Source organism: Fodinicurvata fenggangensis DSM 21160 (assembly GCF_000686045.1).
In the GTDB taxonomy this organism is placed as follows: domain Bacteria; phylum Pseudomonadota; class Alphaproteobacteria; order Kiloniellales; family DSM-21159; genus Fodinicurvata; species Fodinicurvata fenggangensis.
Genome location: NZ_JMLV01000002.1, coordinates 1 through 19,871, shown reverse-complemented (window position 1 = coordinate 19,871; position 19,871 = coordinate 1). Strand labels below are relative to the sequence as shown.

Sequence of the window (19,871 nt, the reverse complement as noted above, 5' to 3'; positions counted from 1 at the left end):
GACGTCACGGAGGTAGGTGTGGCCAAACCGGAATGGGGCACGAAACACCAGTGCCAGAGTTGCGGGACGAAGTTTTACGACATGCTTCGCACACCCATCGTCTGCCCGTCCTGCGGCACCGAGTTCGACCCGGAGGCGCATCTGCGCGGCAAGCGGGGCAAGGGCGCCAGCCGTGCCAAGGCGGTCGAGAAGGAAGCGCCCGCAGCCGCCGCAGAGCCCGAGGCGAAGGGTGACGATCTCGAGCTGGCCGAGGACCTGGAAATCGAGGTCGAGGACGACGCGCTCGAGGATGCCTCGGACCTGGGCGAAGAGGAGGACATCGCCAAGGTCGGCGGCGATGACGAGGAAGAAGACAAGACCTGATCAAGACTTGATTCTGCCCCTGATTCTGCGGGCTGTTCCGGGGCATGGCAGAGTGGCAAGAGGGACATGATTTTTCCCTTGCCAAGACCCGGAACGCCACTTAGTTTCCCAGCCCGTCGCGCCGGAAAATGGCGGGCATATCCCAAGGATGGGGCCGTAGCTCAGTTGGGAGAGCGCTACAATGGCATTGTAGAGGTCAGGGGTTCGATTCCCCTCGGCTCCACCAATCTTTTCAATTACTTAGCTTTCCGCCGCGTAGTTCTCTTTTGTACAAGTGAACCTGTGTCGATCTCCAGAGCACTGGCTGCGCGGCGCAGGTAGTCGGGGGAATAGCGAGCGTACACGCGCTCGGTGACCGCCGTCGTGGTGTGACCCATGTACTGGCTGATCTCGCTCATGGGCACGGCGGCCTCGGCCATCCAGACGGCCGCAGTGTGGCGCAGCGTGTGGGGGCTGACGCCCTGGAGGCCGGCGCGCTCGCAGGCGCGGGCGAAGCCTTTCTTGATGTCGCCCACCTGGCGGCCGGCATATTCGATCACATAATCCGTAGTGGCGGCCTGGCGCGCAGCGACTAGGGCGAAGCGTGCCGACTCGTTGATCGGCGGTCGGGCGCGGCGCTTGTTGCCGTCGCCTTCGCCCAGATCCAGGCGGCCACGGTCCAGGTCTACACGGTCCCAGGTCAGCTCGAGCAGGGCGGTCTTGCGCGCGGCCGTGGTCAGCGCCAGGACGATGAAGAGATGCAGGTGCGGCGTGGGCCGTGCGGCCTCGATCAGCCGCACCGCCTCTTCGCGGGACAGGCGCCGATCGCGCGGCGGTGGAGGCGGCGGCATCTCGATCACGGCTGGCGTGGCAGGATCGTGCCAGCGCAAGGCAGCGGCGATGGTGGAGAGGCGATCGCGAATGGTGGCGTCCGAGCGGCCTGCTTTTCGGCAGCGCTCAGTGTATGTCCGGCAGATATCGCGGGTGACATGGCGCGGCAGCAGATCGCCAAAGGTCTCACGCGCGCCCTTCCAGGCATGGCGGCGCGCGGAACCAGGCTTGCGGGCCTCACGATCCTTGAAATAGGCCTCGACGATTTGACCGACGGTGGTCAGCGACTCCGATCTGCGCTGGTCTGACTGCCAGTCCAGGTAGCGGCGCTCAGCCTCTGCCTTGTCCGAAGTGCCGAGAGAGACGCGACGGGGTCCGGACTCGTCTCGCCAGTAGACGCACCATTTTCCCCGGAAGTAGACGAGCCGCATGCTTCGAACCTTTCGATTTCTTCCCTGCTGATGCGGATTAAACGCCCGACTCGAAAGCTATGCAAGTGGCCGCGCTCGATCTGGTTGCGCACGTGCTGCTCGCTGCAGCCCCACCGCTGGGCCAGCTGGCGGGTGGTGTAGGGGCGTGCGGGTTCAGCCATCCTCGCCTCCATAGTATTGTTCGTGCGCGGCGCAAATCAGGATCTCGGCCGACTGGTGGTCTTCGCAGACGCCGGACTCGGTGGGACCGATGTTGTCGGTGGGGTAGAGCGCCCAGCAGTATTGACCGATCGGGTCGATCCAGATCGTGCCGCGGCGCGTGCCATCGGCCATCAGGCGCCAGACCTTGGGCGGGGTGCGCCCGGTCTCCGGCTCGAGTGTCAGCGTCATGCCCTTGCTTCCTTCCTTTGAGGCCACCGGCCCGGACGCGGCCGGCGGCTGTCAGATCCAACGGTCAGTGCCAATCAGCTCCTATTGAGGCCCGCACGTCCGCTGCGGGCTGCCGCACTCAGCGCTCTGGCGTGGCGGCTACAGCCGTCGGTCCCCCGGCTGCTTGGGGTGCCTGTTGTCCGCCATTCGGCTTGAGCCGGAGGCGGGAGTCTTCGTAGTCGCGCTGGGCCTGAGTGGCGGCACGTGCGCCATCGGTGAAGCCGCGGCCCAGGCGTTTGCGGCACCAGGCCATCTGGTTAGGACCGAGGCCGCCGCTGCGCGGTGCGCGTGGTTTGTCGTCGCGCTGTCGCATCTGGTCACGCTGTTGCATGGTCACTCTCCTTTGCTCTGGTGGTGCATGGACTTAGGAGTGAGTGGCAGGATGCAGCCGGCCAGGCGCCGCTCCATCTCCAGCACCTCGGCAACGGCCTCGCGTTCGGCCGCGGTGTCGCCCTGGTCCCAGGCCTCGTCCATGGCCTGCAGCGCCAGTTGGCGCCACACAGCGGCTTCGGCGATGGCGATGATCTGCTCGGTGTTTGCGGCGGCGAGGTGGACGGGCAGCCCCTGTTGCTGTCGCGAGTCCTCGAGCGCGGCGCGGCGGGACGCCTCTTCGGCGGTGCGGTCGCGGTGCCGCTGGATCTCGTCCAGGAGGCTCTTGGCTTTCTGCCAGGCGGCAGGGAGGCGGTTCCAGAGCAGGGCCGTATCGGCATCGTCACCGGCCTGTTTGGTCGCACTGAGCAGGCTGATCAGATGGGCGACATCGGTAAGTTCACGCACCAGGTCATTGCCGACACCGGTGCCGAGGACGCGGTGGGTCTCGGCGCGGCGCAGGCTGCGCAGCTGGAGGTCCTTGTCGGTGAGGCCGGTCATGATGCCACCTCCGGGAACTGGTCCCAGGTGCGGCCGTCGAGCAGGCGGCCGGCGGCGCGCTTGCCGACGCGCAATGTTAGGAGACCATCATCAGTCGCGGCGAACTCGACGCCACGATCGGCGAAGGCGTGTTTCGGCGGCTGACTGGATGTGCCGCCGTAGTGCAGTTTCATTCGACCCGGCTTGACCGCCGTCGCGCCGTGGACCTTCCCGCATCCGGGGAGGCTTTGGCCGATTGGTAGCCACTCGCCCCACTGCTTGAAGTGAAAGGCCACGCCGGCCGACTGGCACTGGTCGCGCAGGGCGCGGGGCCAGTCGGGGAGCATGGGCCGCGCGCCCGGCCCGGACTCGCCGCCGGCTATGACCCAGTCGAGGGCCGCATGCTGGCCCGACAGGCGCGATCCGGAGCCGGATACACGCCAAGTCAGTCCCGCCAAGGGGAGCATGATGTCCATGGGTCCGCCGGGCGGCGTGATGTTCTTCAGATTGATCGGCCCCAGCAGTGGCTCAGCGCTCACGAACCGAACTGCCGCCGGCGTCTCCAGAAGGTGCGGGATCCGCTCGTTGGCACGCGCCTGATCCTCTGCGCTGACGCCAAGCCAGACGTTGGGGAGGGGCCATTGCGTGTAAATCAGATCGGAGTAGGCGAGGTCGCCGTCTTCGACCATTCGTGCGCCTGCATCAGCAATCCGTTCAAACAGATCGGAATCCTCATGATCTCCTGCTGATACATACTTCTGCATCCGATCCGGGCGCTTCGTCAGCACCTGGAAGCTGTGCTGCGGTGCCAAGGCCATCACCGCGAAGACGCTGTCGATCCATTCATCGGGCACGTTCTCGTGGAAGAGATCGCCGTGGGCGCAGACGAAGATCTGCCTCGGCTTCTTCCAGCGCAGGGGCTGGTCCAGCCAGTCTTCGTTCAGGCGGACCTGGCCGTTCCAGACGGGGCCGGCCTTGCTGTCGTCGGTCAGGCCGCTGCGGCTGGGGTGATCCTTCAGGCGCGTGCCCGCCAGCTTCATGGCGTAGCAGTTGGTGCAGCCAGGGCTGACGACGCTGCAGCCGGTGATGGGATTCCAGGTCGCATCGGTCCATTCGATCTTGCTCTTGTCGCTCATGGCCGCAGCTCCACGAAGTTGTCGCCCTGGGGCCGGTGGTCGGCGCGGGCCTGGGCGATGGTGCGGGTGCCGGGGCTGGCCTGCTGCAATGCGTCCTCGGCCTCGTTGCGCACGATGGGGTGCGGGTGGTGGCTGAGGCTGTGCAGGCAGGCCGTGGCCACGGCGTTCATGGGGTCGCGGTCCAGCAGGCCGCGGGCCTCTCGGATGGCCTGGGCCGCACGGCGTGGCGGGATGGCCGTGGGGATGTCGGTCGGGATGGTCATGACGCACCTCCGACGGTCAGGCCGCGGGCTTCGGCGCGGTGGCGGGCCAGGTCGGCGGCCGCTTCGGCGTGGTCGCGGATCTCGCTCTCGGTGAAGCCCAGCCGCAGCAGGTCGCTCTTGGCGCAGGCGCCCTCGGCGGCGTAGCGCTCGAGCATGGCGGCGGCCATGGTCTCGATCGTCACGTGGGGCTTGCGCCGCACGCGACCGATGCGGGCTTGGGGCGTTGGCCGGTAATGGCGCTCGGCCTCCCGGGCGGCGGCCAGCCGGTCGGCCGGGATGGGGCCGTCGTAGCTGGCGTGCAGGATCTGGAGTGGGGACATGGGGTGCCTCCTGTTGCTAGAGAACAGGACGGTATTGCGGAAAGTTTACCGCGTCAATAGAAAAGCGCGGAATATATACCGCTGTGCATTCAGCAATGCCCCTGCTACTCTTGGGTGCAAGAGCGCGGCAGGGCGCAATCTTCCTGCCATGGGAGGCTGAGACTCAGGGGGCGACATGACGGGCGGGGAAATGGTCATCACGCTGATTGTCCTGGTGGCCGCCGGCATCTATGCCATCTACTTCAAACCGTCGGACAAGGAGCGGGTGGAGAAGGCGCGGAAGAAGAAGGCCGCGTCCCGGCCGCAGGCCCGGCCGAGGGCACGGCGCGAGGCGGAGGACGACCGCCTGGTGGACATGGACGGTCCGGACAACCTGGACGAATGGCCCCTGTGCCTGGTCTATGAGGCGGCCGACGGCGAGGTAACGGAGCGCGAGGTGGATACCCTGCGCCTGGTGCAGCGCAAGAAGGCGCTCTATCTCTATGCCTGGTGCCACCAGGCGGACGACCTGCGCACCTTTCGCGTGGACCGGATCCAGGAGCTGACGGACCTGGAGACGGGCGAAGTGACAGACGATGCCGAGGGCTATCTGAAGGCCCGGGTGATCGACGACCTGATGGAGGGAACCCAACGATGAAGCATGCAGTTACAGCAATAATCCTGGCGGGCCTGCAGGCCCTGCCGGCCTGGGCGCAGGACGATGCGCCGCCTGCCGAGGCGGTGATCAAAGAGCGCTGCGAAGCCGAGTGGCCGGACGACTTCTCCATGCAGAAGTTCTGTCGGGACGAGGAAGAGAAGGCCGTGGCCGACCTGAGGGATTTCAGGGAACGTCATGAGTTCGGCCCCGCCGAGGAGATGGAGCGGCGTTATGAGGAGCGCGATCCGGCGGCTGTGATGTGGCGGGGCTGCGCGCAGCAATGGACCGATTCCATTGGCATGGATTTCGGGATGGTGGCGTTCTGCCTGGAGGAACAGGAGAAGAGCTGGGAGGCGCTGCAGTGAGGGTCCGTGGGACACCATGACACAGTGGCACCACGAATGCTAAGTTGACTCTTATGGCAACCATCGCCAATTTATGCGAGAGCGAGCAGCTGATCTGGTTGGATGCCCTGAATGGATCAAGCTCTTTGCCACAGCGATATTTCTACGCGTCACCTGAACTGATCCGTTGGGTGGACGAGGAGTTGCCAGACCATGCGCGCGACCACGATGCCAGGCTGTCACCGGCCGAACAGTTCGTCGATCTCCTGGAGAAGATACAGATGGGCGAACGCTTGAACCACGATGCTGATATCAAGGCGATATCGGCGTCCGCGCTGGGGATCTGGGAGTTCAAGACCACGGACCTCAGGATCCTGGGGTGGTTCGCGGCCTACGATATTTTCATCGGGGTCACGGCCAACATGAAGAAAGTCATGAAGCAGCAAAGGCTCTCGAGGCCCATGAAGGAAGCGGTTCTGCGCTTTCGGGAGTCTCTGCCGCTGGACGAACCGAAGCATCTGCAGAGCACGAGGGTTGAAGATGTCCTATCGACTTGCCATCACACCTAAACGCCGGAAGGTCATCCGCTTCATAGGCGGTGTCCGTGATGCCCTTGTGAACGCCTATCTGGACGAGAAGAAAGAGAACGGCGTGACAAAGCAGGAACTGGCCGACCGGGTCGGCGTCAACAAGTCGGTGATCACGCGGCGCCTGAACGGCAGTGCCAACCTGACCCTGAGGAGCATCGCTGAAATGGCTGATGCCCTGGGCCGTGATATCGAGTTCCGGTTGGTGAAAGACACGGAGCAGCCGCGCCCAAGCTGGGTGCGGCTTGGCAATCAGCCGGAGACCGAGAGCACCGACGATCCCGGCCTGACACGCTTCTCATTCCAGGGCGAGGTCTCCGGCGGCCCGGCTAGGGTGAAGCCCCTGGAGCCGGCCGAGCCATGAGCATTCACGGCTACGTCCTGTTCTGCGATGACATCCGCCAGGAGGTCTCCCGCAAGCATACTTATGTGGGGGTCTACACCGGCGCCATGACGGTGCAGCGGGAGCTGCCCTATACCCTGCCGCAGCTCTGCATGGTCATCGACCTGGTCTTCGAGCGCGAGCCGGTTCCGGACAAGATTCACATGACCTTTACCTTCCCCGGTGGGGAGGAGACCTCGGGTGTCGTGGATGTGGGCCTGGACCCCAAGGACCTGAAAACCATAGAAGGTGACTCCGACAAGGTGAAACAGTTCACCGTCAGTCAACAGATCGTCTTCGAGGGGGCCGTCATCAGCCAGGAAGGTCAGCTGAAGGTGACGGCGCAGATCGAGGACAACGTGATCGAGGTAGGCAAGCTGGAGGTGCGTGTCGACAAGATGCACAAGACTTGATGCTGACATCAGCTCGAAGCTGTCTGCCCCGCCATTTGGCGGGGCTTTTGCTTTGCGGCTCAGGCTGCCTTCGGCCGGGTGAAGAGCACCAGGAAGCCCAGGATGATGTCGCCCATGACCCAGAGCACGAGCAGCAGGCCGGTCCCGATGGTGCCGCCGATGGCCTGGCCGGTGCGCTCGGCATCGCTGACGGATCCGCTGGTCATCTCGCCGAGCTCCATCCAGTAGCCGACCAGCCAGACCACCATGATCACGTTGAAGACGATGAAGCCCCATTTGAACAGCTTGCCCCAGAAGCCCCGCTTGGGTGTGCGCAGCTGTGCGGCGCACTGTGGACACTTGAAGGCGGTGTCGCTGACCTGGCTCGAGCATTCCGGGCAGGTGATGAGTGCCATGTGATTCCCCCTGTTCGATTGTATGACCCCAGTCGATGCAGCCGGAAGTGTGCGCGACAGGTCGAGCCTTGTCCAGCTTGGTTGTGGGGTCAGATCCGTCGTGCAACCAAGCCGACGACGCGGCCGATGATCTGCAGCTGGTGTTCGTCCAGATCCTCGGGGTAGTAGCGCTCGTTGTCGGATATCATGCGGATCTTCTGGAGACTCAGCATGGGCTGCAGGCGCTTGATCCACATCACTTCCGCGACCCGCAGCGCGAATATGGCCTGGTCGGACACGCGGCGCTGTGTGGTGTCGACGAGCACCCAGTCGCCGCTGTAGAAGGTCGGCTCCATAGAGTAGCCGTCGACCATAACGATGATCAGATTCTTGGGAATGGTGCTCGTAATGGCCTTCAGCCACTGCGCTTCCACCAAATGATAGCCCAAGGGTTCGGGATCCTGTTCCATGAGCGAACCGGGACCGGCGGACAGCTTGGCATCGAACCTTGGCAGGCTGGCATACTCCTCGTTTCCGACTTCGATGAAACCGCTTTTCAAGGTGCCGTTGTAAAGTGGGGGATGGTCCGGGGTGACCGCGCTACTCGCTTGCGGATCGTCCGCTGCGAGAGATCCGAACAGCACGCTTTCCTCAATATCCAGGGTCTTGGCCAGTGCCATCAATGTCTTTGGGCTGGGCTCGTGACCGCGTTTGATTGAGCGCACGGCCTCTTCATTCAGGCCCGCGTTCCGTGAAGCAGCCTTGTCGCTCCAGCCACGGGCCTGCACTGCCTCGTCAATAAGCTTAACCAGTCTTGGAAACTTCATGCGGAATTTATGCCGCACTTTCGCCTGTTCGGTCACGCGGTAAGTATTCCTCATTCCATGTTGACAGCGCGGTAAATGTTCCGCAGTATCCGCGCATGGACTTCACGACACACATAATCCGCCTGGCAGATACCTACTGCCAGCACACGGGCCGGTCTCACGCGAGGGTCGCGACGCTGGCTTATGACCAGGGCATGTTCTTCGACCGCCTTCGGAAGGGGAGAACCTGCACGATTGCCACCTACGGCAAGGTTGTTCAGTGGTTTTCGAACAACTGGCCCGAAGACCTGGAGTGGCCCGACGACATTCCCAGGCCCAAGCCGGAAAGCGAGGCGGCCTGATGTCATTACGCGCCGTCCGCATCCAGGCTGTTCGCTGCCGACTCGAGCCAGTCAGCACCCTCGGTCATGGCCTCTCTCAGGTCTGGCTGAAGATAAGGCCGGTCCTGAAGTTCTCGCCGCAGGCGCTGCGCATGACGGCGCAGCCTTTGCGGTTCGCTCTCTCCGGCCTGACCCCTGGGGCCGGCGGGCGGTGTGGTCGTCGGCATGGTGGTCGCTCCCTTTCCGTGGTGCGCGGCTCTTCTCTCCTTCTGGCTCAGCCTACAGAAACGGGAGTGTAAATCCATGTCGGCGGCTACCATCGCTTTACTTCAGCAGGCCGGCGATCCCGACAGCCCTGTGGCCGAGGTCGGCGGGCGGCTGGCCATCTGGCTGCGCGACTGGCCGGCGAAGGTTCTGGCGCGGACGATCGGGGTCAGCGTGCGCACGGCCGAGAGCTGGAAGGCCGGGCAGGTGCCCCAGTTCCGTCACCTGCTGGCCATGGTCGACCTGTGGGGCGAGGGCTTCCTGGACTACCTCTTCGCGCCCGTCCTCGAGGCGCAGGAGTCCTCGGTCGCGCACCAGATCACGCGCATCCGCGCTTCCCTGACACGACTGGAAGAGGAGCTGGCCGCCGATGCTGCTGCCCAGAATCCGACGACAGATTCACCTGCGCCTGCGGCGGCGGCATCAGCGGCGGGCGTGGCATCACACTCGGAAGGCCTGGCGCCACACGGCCCTGGCGCGGCTGCACCACTGGATGGAGATACGGCTGCGCCGGGTGCTGCGCGGTCCCTGGCGCTGAAGGCGGGCGCGGTCAAGGCGGGGTTGGGCATCGTCCTGACCCTGGCGCTGCTGCTGCCCCAGGACCTGGACGCCCGGACCAGCGTGCGGCGCGACCGTCTGGGCCGGCCGGGGGCGGCGCGTGTTCTGAGAGGAAGGGAGATCGAGCCATGCGGATCCTGAGTAAGCCGGCGGCCAAGCGGCTGCTGCATTTCTTGTTGCGGCGGATCGATCACCGGCCGCCGGACTTCGTGATCGGCGGTGAGCGGGCGCCGTACATGCGCCGCTGGTGGATCCTGCCACGCAACCGGCTGTTCAACATCTACCTGCACCAGGTGCTGCGCGACGACGACGACCGCGCCCTGCACGACCATCCCTGGTGCAGTGCCAGCCTGATCCTGGCCGGCGGCTATGTGGAGGTTCTGAAGGGCGGGCGCCAGCTGCGGCAGCCGGGCAGCCTGACATTCCGCCGGGCGGTAACGCCGCATCGCCTCGAGCTGATCCGGCCGGACTATCACCGGATGGAAAGCCGGGTGTGCTGGAGCCTCTTCATCACCGGGCCGCGGGTGCGGCAGTGGGGATTCCACTGCGCCAAGGGCTGGATCCACTTCAAGGACTTCGTGGCCGAAGACCCCGGGCAGATCGGGGCCGGGTGCGACGGGCCGATCTCGCGGCCCGGTACGGCAGAGCGGCTGTAGGCATGTTGTATTCAGAACTTCCGAAGCTGGCCCTTTCGATCCGGCAGCCCTGGGCCTGGGCCATCCTGCATGCCGGAAAGGACATCGAGAACCGCGACTGGAGGACACGATATCGCGGGCCGGTGTGCATTCATGCCGCCAAGGGCTGCACTCAAGAGGAATTCTACAGCGCGGCAAGCTGCATAGGTTGGGAGAGGATTCCGGCCTCTTCACCGCGCGACTTTCTTCGTGGCGGGATCATCGGAACGGCCGAGATTATCGATTGCGTCGAGGTAAGCGACAGCCCGTGGTTCGTTGGGCGCTTTGGCTTCGTTCTCGCCAATGCCCGACCGGTTGATTTCATCTTGGTTCGCGGTGCGCTCGGCTTCTTCAACTGGAGGGAGCAGTTGTCGTCATGACCGATCGCCGGGACACCGAAGCACGCGTGACCGCCGTCAAGGACCGCCTGGAGCTGGCGGCCGTGGCGGAGCGGCTGGGCCTGCCGCTGAAGCGGCGGGGCCGGGAGCGGGTGGCCTGCTGCCCTTTTCATAACGAGCGGACGCCCAGCTTCAAGATCCGGGAGGGGCAGGACTTCTTCCACTGCTTCGGCTGTGGGGCGCATGGCGACGTGCTGGAGCTGGCGCAGCGGCTGGCCGGCCTGTCCTTCGGTGAGTCCCTGGAATTACTGGAGGACATGGCCGGCCTGGCGCGCTTGCCGGAGGCGCAGCGGACCCAGGCGGAGGCCCGGGCCAAGGCGCGGGCTGAAGAAGACAGCCGCCGGCGCCTGGCCAAGGACCAGGACGCACGGCACCGGCAATCGAAACGGGTGCTGGATATCTGGCGCGGCGCAGGGCCGATCGCCGGAACCCTAGCGGAGCGTTACCTGGCCAACCGGCTGGGGCTGGATCCGGCGGACTTCGCGCTGATCGGCGGGCTGCCCGCGTCCTTACGCTGTCACGCTGCGCTGCCCTACTGGGGCGAAGACGAGCGCGGCGCACCGGTCCAGGCGGGCAGCGGCCCGGCCCTGGTGGCGGCGGTGCAGGGCCCGGGCTGCCGTGCCGAGGGCGGCGGGCAGATCACGGCGGTGCATTGCACCTGGCTGTTCGACGGGACGGGCGAGGCCGACGGCAAGGGCCGGCGCATCTGGGGCCGCTCTGCGGACGGCCAGCCCTGGGCCACCAAGAAGATCATCGGGCGCTACAGCGGCGGGGCCTTGCGCCTGACGGCCGGCGGCGCGGAGATCGTCACGGCCGAGGGCATCGAGACGACGCTGGCGCTCTATCTGGCCATGGCGCAGGCCGAGGCCGACGGGCAGATCCGCGAGCTGCCGTCCTTCTGGGCGGCGCTGAGCCTGAACAACCTGGCCGGGCCGGGGGACAGCAGCGCGCGGCGCGTGCAGCACCCTCAGCGGCCCTGGGTCGAGGATCCACGCACGGGCAAGCAGCGGCGGAATTACCTGCCGGCACGCGATCCGGACCTGAGCCAGCCGGGCCTGTGGTTGCCGCCCGGGTGTGCCACCTGGGTGATCGCGGAGGACAGCGACAACAAGGATCCAGACTCGGCACGCGCGGTCTATGACCGGGCCGAGCGCCGGGGCCGGCACGAGGGCCGGCGGGTGCGCCGCACGCGGCCGCCGGAGGGCCTGGACTTCGCGGACTGGTACGTCCGCGGCGGGGCCGTGACGGCCGGGGAGGCGGCGTGATGCCAGCGTATCGCAGCGAAGCCGAAGCCGAGATCCGAACCGAGGTCGTTGCGCACCTGCGCCGGAACCGGCCCGAGGCGCGCATCATCCACGAGATCAATGCTTGGCAGTTGGGCAATCGCATTGATGTCCTGGCTGTGAGCCCGGCCGAGATTGTGGCGGTCGAGATCAAGTCCGCGAGGGACAAACTGCACCGGCTGGAAGACCAGATGCGGGCCATGCAGGACGTGGCGCATCATGCCTATGCCGCGATCCATGAGAAATTCCTGGTCGAGCAGCGCACCAACCAATGGGCTGCGCACTACGAACGGGACGGGCAGTACTTCATGCGCAACCTGCCGGACGATCTGCGCCGAATGGGAGTGTGGGTATACCCCAGAAAGCGCCGGGCCGTGGAAGGCGGTTTTGACGGCCTGGAGCGATGGAATATCGATAAGCCGGCCCTGAACAAGACCTTGCCTGCGGCCGCTCTCGACATGCTGTGGCGTGATGAGCTGTACCAGCTCTGCGGCAACCTGCGGATTGCGGTGCCGAAGCGTGCCACGCGGCGCGACATGATGGACCTCTTGAGGTGGCTCTGTGCCGGCCGGGAATTGACCACAGGTATCTGCCGTGCACTGCGCCGGCGCGAATGTGTCGAAGCGGATTCACCCATCATCGATAGCAAAGAGGTCGCCTGATGCCACAGCGGATCCAGCGCAAGCGCACCAAGGGGTGGCGGATGCCGGCGGGGGCCGTCTATGTCGGGCGGCCTTCGGTCTTCGGCAATATCACGTCCTGCAGCTGGCCTTATGGCTGCCCGCATTCGCCCGATTTCGAGCGCCACGTCTGGGAGGACGAGAACGGCGCTGTCCATCCCTATCGCTGCTGTGTGGATGCTTATCGCCACCTGCTGGACAGCGGGCTGACCGGCGGTGGAACCTACACCGGCAAGATATCGTTCGCGCTCGAGGCGGCGGCCGGATACCCGACACGCACGGCCATCCTGGAGAGACTGCCCGAGCTGCGCGGACGGGACCTGGCCTGCTGGTGCTCGCTGGACAAGCCCTGTCATGCCGACGTGCTGCTGGACCTGGCGAACCGGGAGGGTGGATGATGCCGGAACTCCTGCATTATGGTGGCGTGCCGGTGCCCTGGACTGTCGCCTGGACGGCTGAGGAGGATTTCTTCCTCGATGCCTGTCCCTATGCCGGCGGCCGTCTGGCGATCTGTCAAAAGGTAGAGCGGGGCGAAGGTAAGCCCCGCTTTGGCTCGCCCCATGTGGTTCGTCAGCGTGCCGCGATCGCGCACGGCCGCTGCGATCTTTGCGGGCGCCTGCTCAAGACCGCTACGAAGGTCAGCCTGTCGCAGGCCAGGCCTTATCTGCATGCCTTCAAGCCCGGTGACATCCTCCAGGTCGAGCCGCTGCTGCACAAACGCTGCGCGGCGATCTGCATGGAGCACTGCCCGTCCCTCAGGTCACAGGAAGCGGACGGCAGCCTGCACATTCGCCAGGTGCTGCGGTGGCAAGCCCAGTTCGCACTCTACTCTGAGCAGGGCGTCTTCGAGGCCTGCGGCGAGCGCCGGCAGGCGATCAGTCACGCGAAGGTGCAGCTGATCAAGTGGATCGACCGGGACCGGGCCTGGCTGGGAGGTGTGGCGTGATGCAGCAGCTCTCGATCTTCGATGCCCTGATGCCTCCAGCCATTCGCAAGCCTGTCGATCCTTATGGACCGACCGTGGACGGAGAAGCGCACGAAACGCTGTGTCTGCCGCATCCGCGCAATGCCTGGAACAAGGCGCGGATCGAGCTGCACCAGCACGATGACGGCCTGTGGATGTGGGCGACTCAGTTCCAGCTGTCGAGCTGGGGCGGCGGATACCACGTCGGGCCGAAGTGGGGGAAGTTCGCCGAGACCCGAGACGCGGCCCTGTTTCATGCGGTCCAGGAGCTGAAGGCCACGCTGGCTGGCAAAGAGAACACCACTGATAAGGAGCGGCGTGAGCTGATCGCCTGGGCGGAGGGGCTGTCATGACCCAGGAGGAGCGGGAGACCATCCAGCACATGGCGGCACAGGGCACCACGGTGGCGACCATCGCCATGACCTTCGGGGTGAGCCAGCGGACGGTGAAACGGGCTCTGCAGCGCCCTGTGCCAGAGGAGACGGAACCCCAAGCGAAACCGGAAGAGGGCGGTGAGCCGGGCATCATCGAGACGAAGGCCCCGTCTGACGATGCCGGGAGTAGGCCTGATGCCGGGCGGTCGGCATCTGCAACGTCTGAGAGAATGGACGTGACTTCGCCGGGGGGAGAGAACCCGGCACCCACTACCTTCAAAAAGGATGAGAATCATGGAGAGCACGAGCGATCACCGCACCCAGAACAACACCATGCGTCATCAGTACCGGGTTCTGAGCGAGGCCGAGAAAGAGCAGATGCAGGCGATCAAGGACAAGGGGCAGGAGCTTCTGGATCAGATCGAGGCTGCAGGTCAGTCGCGCGAACTCAGCCTGGCCAAGACCAAGGCCGAGGAAGCGGTCATGTGGGCGGTGAAGCACATCACCGCATAGACGGCATCGAGGGCGAGCTGCAGCAGCTCTATGGCTGGCTGGCCGATCTGGCGGCCCGGCGGCTGCCGGCGCCCTCGAACCGCATGATCGCACAGCGCATCGGCCGATCGCTCACCACCGGCGTCCAGTGGATGGCCGAGCTGCGCCGGCGGGGCTGGATCGAGGTGCTGGTCATCAGCGAGTCGGCGCGGCGGATCCGCATCACCGCGACCGGGGCCCTGACCGCCAACACGCGCCAGGCGCCGCCCGGCAGCAGCACGGAAGGTGAGGCCGGGACACAGCCCGGCGGCCCACCGCAGCGGGATCCGGAGCGTGCGGCCCAGCTGCTGAAGACAGCTCTCCGGCCCCAGTCGACCGGCTGGCGCCCGCGCAGCTGTCAGTACCTGGCGGGGAACGGACCCTTCACGGACGCCGACAAGTGCGGCGCGGCGGTGCAAGAGGGCTCGCCGTACTGCGCCGAGCACCATACCCGCTGTCACCTGCGGCGGACGAAGGGCGGGGACACCAAGAGCGACAAAGGGGAGGCGGCTTAGATGGCGGTCTATGTGGACGACGTGGCCATACCCTATGGCCGGATGAAGATGTGCCACATGTGGGCGGACAGCCGGGAAGAGCTGCTGGCCATGGCCGATCGCATCGGCGTGGCGCGCCGGTGGCTGCAGCAACCGCCGAAGGCCAGCTGGGTGCACTTCGACATCAGCCAAAGCAAGCGGGCCATGGCCGTCCAGGACGGGGCGGTGGAGTGCGATCGCTATGAGGCCCTGGCGCATGCCGGACGGCAGCTGATCGCTCTGGGGGAAGAGGAGTGCTCGCCCGGCCTGATCGCGTCGGGTCAGCGGAAGCTGGATCTGGTTGCCAAGGCGAGGGCATTAAAGGTTGGGGAGTCAGCAGCGGAATGAGTGGTCAGAACACCTCCATGGCCGTCATGCAGAACCGCAGTGACGCGCCGGAAGGCCTGGACTATTTCCCGACGCCGCCCTGGGGGACGCGGGCGCTGTGCGAACACCTGGCCACCTATGGTGCGATCGAGCGCGATACGGTGTGGGAGCCGGCCTGCGGCGAGGGCTACATGGCCCGACCGCTGGCCGAATACTTCCGGCAGGTCACGTCCAGCGACATCCACGACTATGGCCATGGCGCGGTCTATGACTTCCTGGCGGACGGGACGCTGCTGGACCAGGATCCGCCCATCGACTTCCGGCACCACAAGCACCAACCGGACTGGATCATCACCAATCCGCCCTTCAACAAGGCGGAGGATTTCGCTCTGCGGGGCCTCGAGGTCGCGCGGGAGGGCGTGGCCCTGCTGGTGCGAACGGCCTTTCTGGAGGGCGGAGGCCGCTACAAGCGGCTGTTCGAGCCACGGCCGCCGGAGTGGATCCTGCAGTTCTGCGAGCGGGTGCCGATGCTGAAGGGCCGGCTGGACCGCCAGGCGTCTTCGGCCACCAGCTATTGCTGGATCGTGTGGGTCCAGCCCGTCTATCGCTCCCGCCATGGCTTCCAGGGGCCGGCCTTCGACTGGATTCCGCCCTGTCGCAAGCGCCTGGAGAAGCTGGCGGACTATGAGCCGCAGGAGGCGAAGGCGCAGTGAGCGAGGCCAGGACACTGACAAAAGGTGAGGGGGAGGTGATCTAGTGAAGGTCCAGGATAGGTATTACGATACGGCCTGCACAGCACCTCTGCTGTCCGCAACACGAGAGGAACCAGCCGATGACGGAACGCGATTACCTGAGCGAAGTGCCGGACCTGCAGGATGTTTCCGAGGAAGTTGTGAAAGAGGCTCTGCGCGAAGGGGAGTTGCACCTGCAGGCCCAGCTGCAAACGGCCTTGGCAGCCGATCAACGCGCCCTTGTGATCTTCTCGGTCTACACGACGGCGGCGATGATCCTGTTCGGAACGACCGCCGGCCTTTTCCAGGCTGGTGGGCTGCCCTTGGGTGTGGGCATCTTCCTGGTAGGTGCAGGCGTGGCCCTGGGTCTGGCGGCGGTCTATGCCTGGCGGGCATTCCGTCCCGGCCATTTCACTTTGCCAGGCAATGCGCCAGAACAATGGTATCAGGACTTCCGGGACGCCGTGACTCTTGTGGAGGCCCGCGCCGACCAATTGGCTTGGCTACAGCGAGCGATGGATCGCAACGAAACCGACATGAGCAGGCGAGCGGAGAGTGTGAAGGCGTCTGCCAGTCTGGCCTTCAGGGCTTCTTTCCTGGCTTTTGCGGCGGCCGTTTGGGCGGCTCTGGACGCGGCCGCGGCGGTGGAGGCGCTGGTTTCTCGTCTTTTCGGTTAGGCACGGGGGGTTGTTTCGTCCTATCCGGCGGCTTTTGTGGGAACGCAACCTGGCGCATTAAACCAGAACTCCTGTTACTAGGCAGAATTGTAGCTATCCAACCACGGCGCTTTCTCCGGATGCAAGGGGGTGCGTCGTGAGCGACGAGAACCGGAAGGGTCTGAACAGCGAATCCCCGACCCCTGATGTGCTGGGGGAGGATGATGAGACCCTGTCGGGGGCGATGGCCGTGTTCGAGGCCCTGGCCAATGCCGCACCGGGGGAACCGGCGCCGGTGGATGACCGCCAGCTGGCGGACCTGCCGCTGAACGACTGGGGGAACGCGCACCGGCTGCTGGCGCGGCATGGCCATGACCTGGTCGTGCTGGAGGAGCTGCACCGCGACATGCGGGACGGCTGGGCCAGTTGGGACGGACGCGTCTGGCGCCAGCAGGGCGCCTGGAAGCGGGCGCAGAAACTGGCCCACCAGGTCAGCCGATCGATCATCGAGGAAGCGCGGGCGCTGGAGCGAGACCCGCCACCGGACGTGGGCGATTTCGACAGCGAGACCGAGTTCAAGGCGGCGCAGAAGAAACGTCGGGAGCGCATCTCTCGGCACTTCGCCTGGGCCGTGCAATCGGGCAATTCGTCCCGGGTGGCGTCCATGCTGCAGATGGCATCACCGTACCTGCTACGCTCGGAAAAGGACTTCAACGCGGACCCCAACCTGCTGACCCTGGAGAGTACGACCCTGCGCCTGCTGCCGGACGGCGGCCACCGTTGTGACGCGCACGACCGGCAGGACCTGAGCACATACCTGGTACCTGTCACCTATGACGCGGGGGCGGATTGTCCGCGATTTCGCACCTTCCTGGGGCAGGTGCAGCCCCAGGCGGAGATCCGCGCCTATATCCAGCGGGTCGCCGGCTATTGCCTGACCGGCCTGGTGGGGGAGCAGGTGATCTTCTGCTGGTACGGCCGAGGGGCGAACGGCAAGTCCACCCTGTTGTCGATCTTCCGGCACGTGCTGGGCGACTATACGGTGACCCTGCCGTTCTCGACCTTTGCCCAGGACAAGTTCAAGTCCGGGGGCGATGCCACGCCGGACTTGGTGCGCCTGGTGGACAAGCGGCTGGCTCTGGCCAGCGAGCCGGAGAGCGGGACCAAGCTGTCCGAGTCTTCCATCAAGACACAGGCCGGGGGCGAGCCGATCACGGTGCGGCCGCTGCACGGCGCGCAGTTCGAGTTCGATCCCACGCACAAGATCATCCTGTCCTTCAACAACCCACCGAAGATCCAGGGCCAGGACCACGGGACCTGGCGACGGATCCAGGTGCTGCCCTGGCCGGTGCAGGTGCCGGAGGAGGCGAAGGACACGCAACTGGCCGAGCGTATCCTGGAGGAGGAGGCGACGGGGATCTTCAACTGGATGCTGGAGGGCTATCGCCTGTACCGGGAGCAGGGCCTTGCGCCGCCGGATGTGGTCACCCAGGCATCGGAAGAGTACCGGGCCGAGAACGACCCGCTGGCCGACTTCTTCAAGGACGTCGTGATCGCGGGCGACGAGGCCAAGGGACACAGCATCACCTCGGCCGACTTCTTCGAGGCCTATGCGGAGTGGGCCAAGGCGAACGGGCGTGAGCCGGTCAGCAACACGCGCTTCGGCCTCTGCCTGCGCGACCGGGGGGTGAAAAAGGCGCGCAGCAGCAAGACCGGCCGCCAGGAGTACCAGGAGGTCACGCTCAATTTCCGTCAGCTGGACCGCATCGTCGGGCGCAGCGGGCTCGATCCGGCCGATTACTGAAGGGTAAAGGGTTCAGTCGATGAAACTACTGTTCAGCCATAAGGCACTGATCGACAGGGGGAAATCATGATCCTGAAGGGATTGAACAGTTCCCGGTAGCTCCCGCGCGTATGGGGCTTCCTTCAAGCTGTCTCGTACGCGCGGAACCTTGGGCTTAACCATTCAGACTATTCAATGGATTGGAAACACACAGGAAAATGACTGAACAGTTTGAAAATAAGGGGTTCAGTCCTGTCAGTCGGACAGGCCAAGAGCTGCGGATAGACGAGGCCCTGCACTGGGCCGTGGCGCGGGAGCGGGCGGACCAGGCGCTGAAGTACCTGCGCACCGGGCCGCAGGACTTCCGGCCGGGGGTGAGCGCGGATGGCTGTTGGGCCGTCGAGCGCTACTCGGTGCTGGGGACCTTCGTGGACGGGACGGGCAGCAGCGATCGCCACGGCCCGCAGGTCCATCCCGATGCAGAGACCCTGTGGCTGACGGCGGACCGGGTTCTGGAGCGGCCGTCGCTGTTGCTGGTACAGGAGGCGGCCCGCAACGGCGCGGCCCCGGACTGGGGCCGGGACCTGCCGGTGGTGCGCATGAAGGCGAAGCGGGTGTTCGACCGCAAGCGCAACGTCATGCGGGTGCAGGAGATGACGGCGCCGAAGAGCAAGGCCCGCTACTGCGTCCTCGAGCTGGAGGACAACGGCGCGGAGATCGGCCGGCGCCGCATCATCTACCGCATGTGGTGGCAGGCGCTGCGGACGCTCCAGGCCGAGGTCGAGCAGAAGGCGCTGCGGCGTCTGGTGCTGAAGCCGTTCGACCTGCCGGAGCGGCCCTGGGAGGAGGACCCCCTGTCGGCCCGCGAAAACAGGATGCGCAGAATTGCTTGACTTCCATGAAGTGTATTGACAGAGTGTTCGTGACGCTGAAGTGCGCCCGGCTGGATTTTCCCGCCGGGCGTTTTTCGTTTGAGCGTCCGTCTCCCAGACGTGAAGCCTCCCTGTTCAACTGACGACGGCGGTTGCCACCGGATCTGCCCCCTCGGGCCCGGCGGCGCCGCCGTCGTGCGTTTTCGGAGACCGGATCATGGCCGCTCGCCGGCGCAGTGATTTCCAGGTCAAGTGGAACGATCGCGAGTGGAACGCCATGCTGCGGGCCATGGGCGAGAAGGACGGGCGCGAGGTCGCACGCCAGGCCATCAACCAGACGGCCCGGCAGACCCGCACCGAGGCGGCCCGGAAGATCGCGAAGATCATGGGCATCAAGGTGACGACGGCGCGCAAGTCGCTGCAGATCCTGCACGCCTCGCGCCAGCGGCTGGAGGCGCGGATCATCGCCTCCGGGCGGCCACGCAACCTGATCCATTTCTCGGCGCGGCAGACCCGCAAGGGTGTGACGGCCAAGGCCTGGGGATCGCGCAAGCTCTACAAGGGCAGCTTCATCGTCACGACGCGGCAGGGCCAGAAGCTGGTCATGAAGCGCAGGGGCAAGGACCGCCTGCCGATCGATCCGCTGTTCGGGCCTTCGGTGCCGGACACGATGATCGACGAGCAGGTGCGGGCCGCCCTGCAGTTCCTCGTCGAGGAGCGGCTGCCCAGGAACCTGCAGCGGCAGTACGACCGGCGCC

At 65.5% G+C, this 19,871-nt stretch carries 33 protein-coding genes, 1 tRNA gene and 2 pseudogenes; 25 read left to right on the top strand and 11 right to left on the bottom strand.

The genetic code is table 11. From position 1 onward, the window contains the following. Positions 1–18 precede the first annotated feature (18 nt). Together BP38_RS0103220 and BP38_RS0103215 are read left to right on the top strand one after the other, a co-directional pair. Entirely contained in the window at positions 19–363 is a 345-nt protein-coding gene (locus BP38_RS0103220) for a TIGR02300 family protein (protein WP_026986553.1), read from the top strand. Between the two features lie 150 nt (positions 364–513). Next, positions 514–589 (top strand) — tRNA-Ala (locus tag BP38_RS0103215). Between the two features lie 10 nt (positions 590–599). Here the strand turns inward: BP38_RS0103215 and BP38_RS18750 are convergent. The 8 genes and pseudogenes from BP38_RS18750 to BP38_RS0103180 form a co-directional block, all read right to left on the bottom strand. Then, entirely contained in the window at positions 600–1,604 is a 1,005-nt protein-coding gene (locus BP38_RS18750) for a tyrosine-type recombinase/integrase (RefSeq protein ID WP_051608916.1), read from the bottom strand. A gap of 17 nt (positions 1,605–1,621) precedes the next feature. After that, a pseudogene (locus BP38_RS23295) lies at positions 1,622–1,765 on the bottom strand (helix-turn-helix domain-containing protein); the annotation flags it as partial. Further along, positions 1,758–1,994 (bottom strand): hypothetical protein, encoded by a 237-nt coding sequence (locus BP38_RS0103205; RefSeq protein ID WP_026986552.1) that lies wholly within the window; start codon positions 1,992–1,994, stop codon positions 1,758–1,760. The pseudogene BP38_RS23295 and the gene BP38_RS0103205, both read right to left, overlap by 8 nt. A 118-nt stretch (positions 1,995–2,112) precedes the next feature. After that, entirely contained in the window at positions 2,113–2,364 is a 252-nt protein-coding gene (locus BP38_RS0103200; RefSeq protein WP_026986551.1) for a hypothetical protein, read from the bottom strand. Between the two features lie 2 nt (positions 2,365–2,366). Then, entirely contained in the window at positions 2,367–2,903 is a 537-nt protein-coding gene (locus BP38_RS0103195) for a hypothetical protein (protein WP_026986550.1), read from the bottom strand. After that, the gene (locus BP38_RS0103190) at positions 2,900–4,018 is read right to left on the bottom strand and encodes a DUF5131 family protein (protein WP_026986549.1); all 1,119 of its coding nucleotides are present in this window, start codon (positions 4,016–4,018) and stop codon (positions 2,900–2,902) included. The genes BP38_RS0103195 and BP38_RS0103190 overlap by 4 nt, the downstream gene beginning before the upstream one ends. Further along, on the bottom strand, positions 4,015–4,281 hold the full coding sequence (locus BP38_RS0103185; protein WP_026986548.1) for a hypothetical protein: 267 nt from the start codon (positions 4,279–4,281) through the stop codon (positions 4,015–4,017). The genes BP38_RS0103190 and BP38_RS0103185 overlap by 4 nt, the downstream gene beginning before the upstream one ends. Beyond that, positions 4,278–4,601, bottom strand: a complete 324-nt coding sequence (locus BP38_RS0103180; RefSeq protein ID WP_026986547.1) for a hypothetical protein — start codon at positions 4,599–4,601, stop codon at positions 4,278–4,280. Before BP38_RS0103180 ends, BP38_RS0103185 begins: the two co-directional genes overlap by 4 nt. 175 nt (positions 4,602–4,776) lie before the next feature. Here BP38_RS0103180 and BP38_RS18745 point away from each other — a divergent pair, with 175 nt between their 5' ends. The 5 genes from BP38_RS18745 to BP38_RS0103155 are packed head-to-tail and all read left to right on the top strand — an operon-like array spanning position 4,777 to position 6,964. Beyond that, the gene (locus BP38_RS18745) at positions 4,777–5,238 is read left to right on the top strand and encodes a helix-turn-helix transcriptional regulator (protein ID WP_026986546.1); all 462 of its coding nucleotides are present in this window, start codon (positions 4,777–4,779) and stop codon (positions 5,236–5,238) included. Then, positions 5,235–5,603, top strand: coding sequence for a hypothetical protein (locus BP38_RS0103170; RefSeq protein ID WP_026986545.1), 369 nt, complete (start codon positions 5,235–5,237; stop codon positions 5,601–5,603). The genes BP38_RS18745 and BP38_RS0103170 overlap by 4 nt, the downstream gene beginning before the upstream one ends. 44 nt (positions 5,604–5,647) lie before the next feature. Next, positions 5,648–6,151 carry a hypothetical protein gene (locus BP38_RS0103165; RefSeq protein ID WP_155992175.1) on the top strand — a complete coding sequence of 168 codons (504 nt, stop codon included), beginning with the start codon at positions 5,648–5,650 and terminating at the stop codon, positions 6,149–6,151. Then, complete coding sequence (locus tag BP38_RS21625; protein ID WP_051608915.1) at positions 6,123–6,533, top strand: helix-turn-helix domain-containing protein; 411 nt, start codon at positions 6,123–6,125, stop codon at positions 6,531–6,533. The genes BP38_RS0103165 and BP38_RS21625 overlap by 29 nt, the downstream gene beginning before the upstream one ends. Beyond that, on the top strand, positions 6,530–6,964 hold the full coding sequence (locus tag BP38_RS0103155; protein ID WP_026986543.1) for a DUF6941 family protein: 435 nt from the start codon (positions 6,530–6,532) through the stop codon (positions 6,962–6,964). The genes BP38_RS21625 and BP38_RS0103155 overlap by 4 nt, the downstream gene beginning before the upstream one ends. A 59-nt stretch (positions 6,965–7,023) precedes the next feature. Here the strand turns inward: BP38_RS0103155 and BP38_RS0103150 are convergent, their stop codons facing one another. Together BP38_RS0103150 and BP38_RS0103145 are read right to left on the bottom strand one after the other, a co-directional pair. Continuing rightward, positions 7,024–7,359, bottom strand: a complete 336-nt coding sequence (locus BP38_RS0103150; RefSeq protein ID WP_026986542.1) for a hypothetical protein — start codon at positions 7,357–7,359, stop codon at positions 7,024–7,026. Between the two features lie 89 nt (positions 7,360–7,448). Beyond that, complete coding sequence (locus BP38_RS0103145; RefSeq protein WP_035723505.1) at positions 7,449–8,165, bottom strand: helix-turn-helix domain-containing protein; 717 nt, start codon at positions 8,163–8,165, stop codon at positions 7,449–7,451. Between the two features lie 95 nt (positions 8,166–8,260). Between BP38_RS0103145 and BP38_RS18735 the strand changes: the two genes are divergently transcribed. Then, complete coding sequence (locus BP38_RS18735) at positions 8,261–8,506, top strand: hypothetical protein (RefSeq protein WP_035723502.1); 246 nt, start codon at positions 8,261–8,263, stop codon at positions 8,504–8,506. A gap of 5 nt (positions 8,507–8,511) precedes the next feature. On the opposite strand, the gene BP38_RS18730 is transcribed toward BP38_RS18735, so the two are convergent. Then, on the bottom strand, positions 8,512–8,712 hold the full coding sequence (locus BP38_RS18730; RefSeq protein ID WP_035723499.1) for a hypothetical protein: 201 nt from the start codon (positions 8,710–8,712) through the stop codon (positions 8,512–8,514). Between the two features lie 76 nt (positions 8,713–8,788). On the opposite strand from BP38_RS18730, the gene BP38_RS0103130 reads away from it, so the two are divergent. The 17 genes and pseudogenes from BP38_RS0103130 to BP38_RS0103055 form a co-directional block, all read left to right on the top strand. Then, a complete protein-coding gene (locus BP38_RS0103130) occupies positions 8,789–9,448 on the top strand; it encodes a hypothetical protein (protein WP_026986539.1) in 660 nt (219 codons plus the stop codon). Beyond that, positions 9,436–9,963 (top strand): hypothetical protein, encoded by a 528-nt coding sequence (locus tag BP38_RS18725; protein ID WP_051608914.1) that lies wholly within the window; start codon positions 9,436–9,438, stop codon positions 9,961–9,963. The genes BP38_RS0103130 and BP38_RS18725 overlap by 13 nt, the downstream gene beginning before the upstream one ends. Before the next feature lie 2 nt (positions 9,964–9,965). After that, positions 9,966–10,361 carry an ASCH domain-containing protein gene (locus BP38_RS0103120; protein ID WP_026986538.1) on the top strand — a complete coding sequence of 132 codons (396 nt, stop codon included), beginning with the start codon at positions 9,966–9,968 and terminating at the stop codon, positions 10,359–10,361. Further along, a complete protein-coding gene (locus BP38_RS0103115; protein WP_026986537.1) occupies positions 10,358–11,644 on the top strand; it encodes a CHC2 zinc finger domain-containing protein in 1,287 nt (428 codons plus the stop codon). The genes BP38_RS0103120 and BP38_RS0103115 overlap by 4 nt, the downstream gene beginning before the upstream one ends. Next, entirely contained in the window at positions 11,644–12,324 is a 681-nt protein-coding gene (locus tag BP38_RS0103110) for a hypothetical protein (RefSeq protein WP_026986536.1), read from the top strand. The genes BP38_RS0103115 and BP38_RS0103110 overlap by 1 nt, the downstream gene beginning before the upstream one ends. Further along, positions 12,324–12,740 carry a DUF4326 domain-containing protein gene (locus BP38_RS0103105; RefSeq protein ID WP_026986535.1) on the top strand — a complete coding sequence of 139 codons (417 nt, stop codon included), beginning with the start codon at positions 12,324–12,326 and terminating at the stop codon, positions 12,738–12,740. The genes BP38_RS0103110 and BP38_RS0103105 overlap by 1 nt, the downstream gene beginning before the upstream one ends. After that, positions 12,737–13,288, top strand: coding sequence for a hypothetical protein (locus BP38_RS0103100; RefSeq protein WP_026986534.1), 552 nt, complete (start codon positions 12,737–12,739; stop codon positions 13,286–13,288). The genes BP38_RS0103105 and BP38_RS0103100 overlap by 4 nt, the downstream gene beginning before the upstream one ends. Then, positions 13,285–13,659 carry a hypothetical protein gene (locus BP38_RS0103095; protein ID WP_155992173.1) on the top strand — a complete coding sequence of 125 codons (375 nt, stop codon included), beginning with the start codon at positions 13,285–13,287 and terminating at the stop codon, positions 13,657–13,659. Before BP38_RS0103100 ends, BP38_RS0103095 begins: the two co-directional genes overlap by 4 nt. Then, a pseudogene (locus BP38_RS23290) lies at positions 13,656–13,718 on the top strand (hypothetical protein); the annotation flags it as partial. The gene BP38_RS0103095 and the pseudogene BP38_RS23290, both read left to right, overlap by 4 nt. A 256-nt stretch (positions 13,719–13,974) precedes the next feature. After that, on the top strand, positions 13,975–14,193 hold the full coding sequence (locus BP38_RS23075) for an Acb2/Tad1 domain-containing protein (RefSeq protein WP_245602308.1): 219 nt from the start codon (positions 13,975–13,977) through the stop codon (positions 14,191–14,193). Next, entirely contained in the window at positions 14,166–14,726 is a 561-nt protein-coding gene (locus tag BP38_RS23070) for an aminotransferase-like domain-containing protein (protein ID WP_026986531.1), read from the top strand. Before BP38_RS23075 ends, BP38_RS23070 begins: the two co-directional genes overlap by 28 nt. After that, positions 14,727–15,092: a DUF4031 domain-containing protein gene (locus tag BP38_RS0103080; protein WP_026986530.1), complete on the top strand. Its 366-nt coding sequence runs from the start codon at positions 14,727–14,729 to the stop codon at positions 15,090–15,092. Further along, the gene (locus BP38_RS0103075; protein ID WP_026986529.1) at positions 15,089–15,784 is read left to right on the top strand and encodes a class I SAM-dependent methyltransferase; all 696 of its coding nucleotides are present in this window, start codon (positions 15,089–15,091) and stop codon (positions 15,782–15,784) included. The genes BP38_RS0103080 and BP38_RS0103075 overlap by 4 nt, the downstream gene beginning before the upstream one ends. Positions 15,785–15,903: 119 nt before the next feature. Continuing rightward, positions 15,904–16,479 (top strand): hypothetical protein, encoded by a 576-nt coding sequence (locus tag BP38_RS21620; protein WP_026986528.1) that lies wholly within the window; start codon positions 15,904–15,906, stop codon positions 16,477–16,479. 136 nt (positions 16,480–16,615) lie between these two features. Then, positions 16,616–18,262, top strand: coding sequence for a DNA primase family protein (locus BP38_RS21615; RefSeq protein ID WP_051608913.1), 1,647 nt, complete (start codon positions 16,616–16,618; stop codon positions 18,260–18,262). Between the two features lie 197 nt (positions 18,263–18,459). Further along, complete coding sequence (locus BP38_RS0103060; RefSeq protein WP_026986527.1) at positions 18,460–19,134, top strand: hypothetical protein; 675 nt, start codon at positions 18,460–18,462, stop codon at positions 19,132–19,134. A 196-nt stretch (positions 19,135–19,330) separates the two neighbouring features. Continuing rightward, positions 19,331–19,871 (top strand): phage tail protein (locus BP38_RS0103055; RefSeq protein ID WP_026986526.1); only part of this gene is annotated, 541 nt, incomplete at its 3' end.

Bases quoted from the DNA above. Each gene is read 5' to 3' on its own strand.
- BP38_RS18750 (WP_051608916.1), bottom strand. From the start codon at position 1,604: ATGCGGCTCGTCTACTTCCGGGGAAAATGGTGCGTCTACTGGCGAGAC.
- BP38_RS0103205 (WP_026986552.1), bottom strand. From the start codon at position 1,994: ATGACGCTGACACTCGAGCCGGAGACCGGGCGCACCCCGCCCAAGGTC.
- BP38_RS0103200 (WP_026986551.1), bottom strand. From the start codon at position 2,364: ATGCAACAGCGTGACCAGATGCGACAGCGCGACGACAAACCACGCGCA.
- BP38_RS0103195 (WP_026986550.1), bottom strand. From the start codon at position 2,903: ATGACCGGCCTCACCGACAAGGACCTCCAGCTGCGCAGCCTGCGCCGC.
- BP38_RS0103190 (WP_026986549.1), bottom strand. From the start codon at position 4,018: ATGAGCGACAAGAGCAAGATCGAATGGACCGATGCGACCTGGAATCCC.
- BP38_RS0103185 (WP_026986548.1), bottom strand. From the start codon at position 4,281: ATGACCATCCCGACCGACATCCCCACGGCCATCCCGCCACGCCGTGCG.
- BP38_RS0103180 (WP_026986547.1), bottom strand. From the start codon at position 4,601: ATGTCCCCACTCCAGATCCTGCACGCCAGCTACGACGGCCCCATCCCG.
- BP38_RS18745 (WP_026986546.1), top strand. From the start codon at position 4,777: ATGACGGGCGGGGAAATGGTCATCACGCTGATTGTCCTGGTGGCCGCC.
- BP38_RS0103170 (WP_026986545.1), top strand. From the start codon at position 5,235: ATGAAGCATGCAGTTACAGCAATAATCCTGGCGGGCCTGCAGGCCCTG.
- BP38_RS21625 (WP_051608915.1), top strand. From the start codon at position 6,123: ATGTCCTATCGACTTGCCATCACACCTAAACGCCGGAAGGTCATCCGC.
- BP38_RS0103155 (WP_026986543.1), top strand. From the start codon at position 6,530: ATGAGCATTCACGGCTACGTCCTGTTCTGCGATGACATCCGCCAGGAG.
- BP38_RS0103150 (WP_026986542.1), bottom strand. From the start codon at position 7,359: ATGGCACTCATCACCTGCCCGGAATGCTCGAGCCAGGTCAGCGACACC.
- BP38_RS0103145 (WP_035723505.1), bottom strand. From the start codon at position 8,165: ATGAAGTTTCCAAGACTGGTTAAGCTTATTGACGAGGCAGTGCAGGCC.
- BP38_RS18735 (WP_035723502.1), top strand. From the start codon at position 8,261: ATGGACTTCACGACACACATAATCCGCCTGGCAGATACCTACTGCCAG.
- BP38_RS18730 (WP_035723499.1), bottom strand. From the start codon at position 8,712: ATGCCGACGACCACACCGCCCGCCGGCCCCAGGGGTCAGGCCGGAGAG.
- BP38_RS0103130 (WP_026986539.1), top strand. From the start codon at position 8,789: ATGTCGGCGGCTACCATCGCTTTACTTCAGCAGGCCGGCGATCCCGAC.
- BP38_RS18725 (WP_051608914.1), top strand. From the start codon at position 9,436: ATGCGGATCCTGAGTAAGCCGGCGGCCAAGCGGCTGCTGCATTTCTTG.
- BP38_RS0103120 (WP_026986538.1), top strand. From the start codon at position 9,966: ATGTTGTATTCAGAACTTCCGAAGCTGGCCCTTTCGATCCGGCAGCCC.
- BP38_RS0103115 (WP_026986537.1), top strand. From the start codon at position 10,358: ATGACCGATCGCCGGGACACCGAAGCACGCGTGACCGCCGTCAAGGAC.
- BP38_RS0103110 (WP_026986536.1), top strand. From the start codon at position 11,644: ATGCCAGCGTATCGCAGCGAAGCCGAAGCCGAGATCCGAACCGAGGTC.
- BP38_RS0103105 (WP_026986535.1), top strand. From the start codon at position 12,324: ATGCCACAGCGGATCCAGCGCAAGCGCACCAAGGGGTGGCGGATGCCG.
- BP38_RS0103100 (WP_026986534.1), top strand. From the start codon at position 12,737: ATGATGCCGGAACTCCTGCATTATGGTGGCGTGCCGGTGCCCTGGACT.
- BP38_RS23075 (WP_245602308.1), top strand. From the start codon at position 13,975: ATGGAGAGCACGAGCGATCACCGCACCCAGAACAACACCATGCGTCAT.
- BP38_RS0103080 (WP_026986530.1), top strand. From the start codon at position 14,727: ATGGCGGTCTATGTGGACGACGTGGCCATACCCTATGGCCGGATGAAG.
- BP38_RS0103075 (WP_026986529.1), top strand. From the start codon at position 15,089: ATGAGTGGTCAGAACACCTCCATGGCCGTCATGCAGAACCGCAGTGAC.
- BP38_RS21620 (WP_026986528.1), top strand. From the start codon at position 15,904: ATGACGGAACGCGATTACCTGAGCGAAGTGCCGGACCTGCAGGATGTT.
- BP38_RS0103060 (WP_026986527.1), top strand. From the start codon at position 18,460: ATGACTGAACAGTTTGAAAATAAGGGGTTCAGTCCTGTCAGTCGGACA.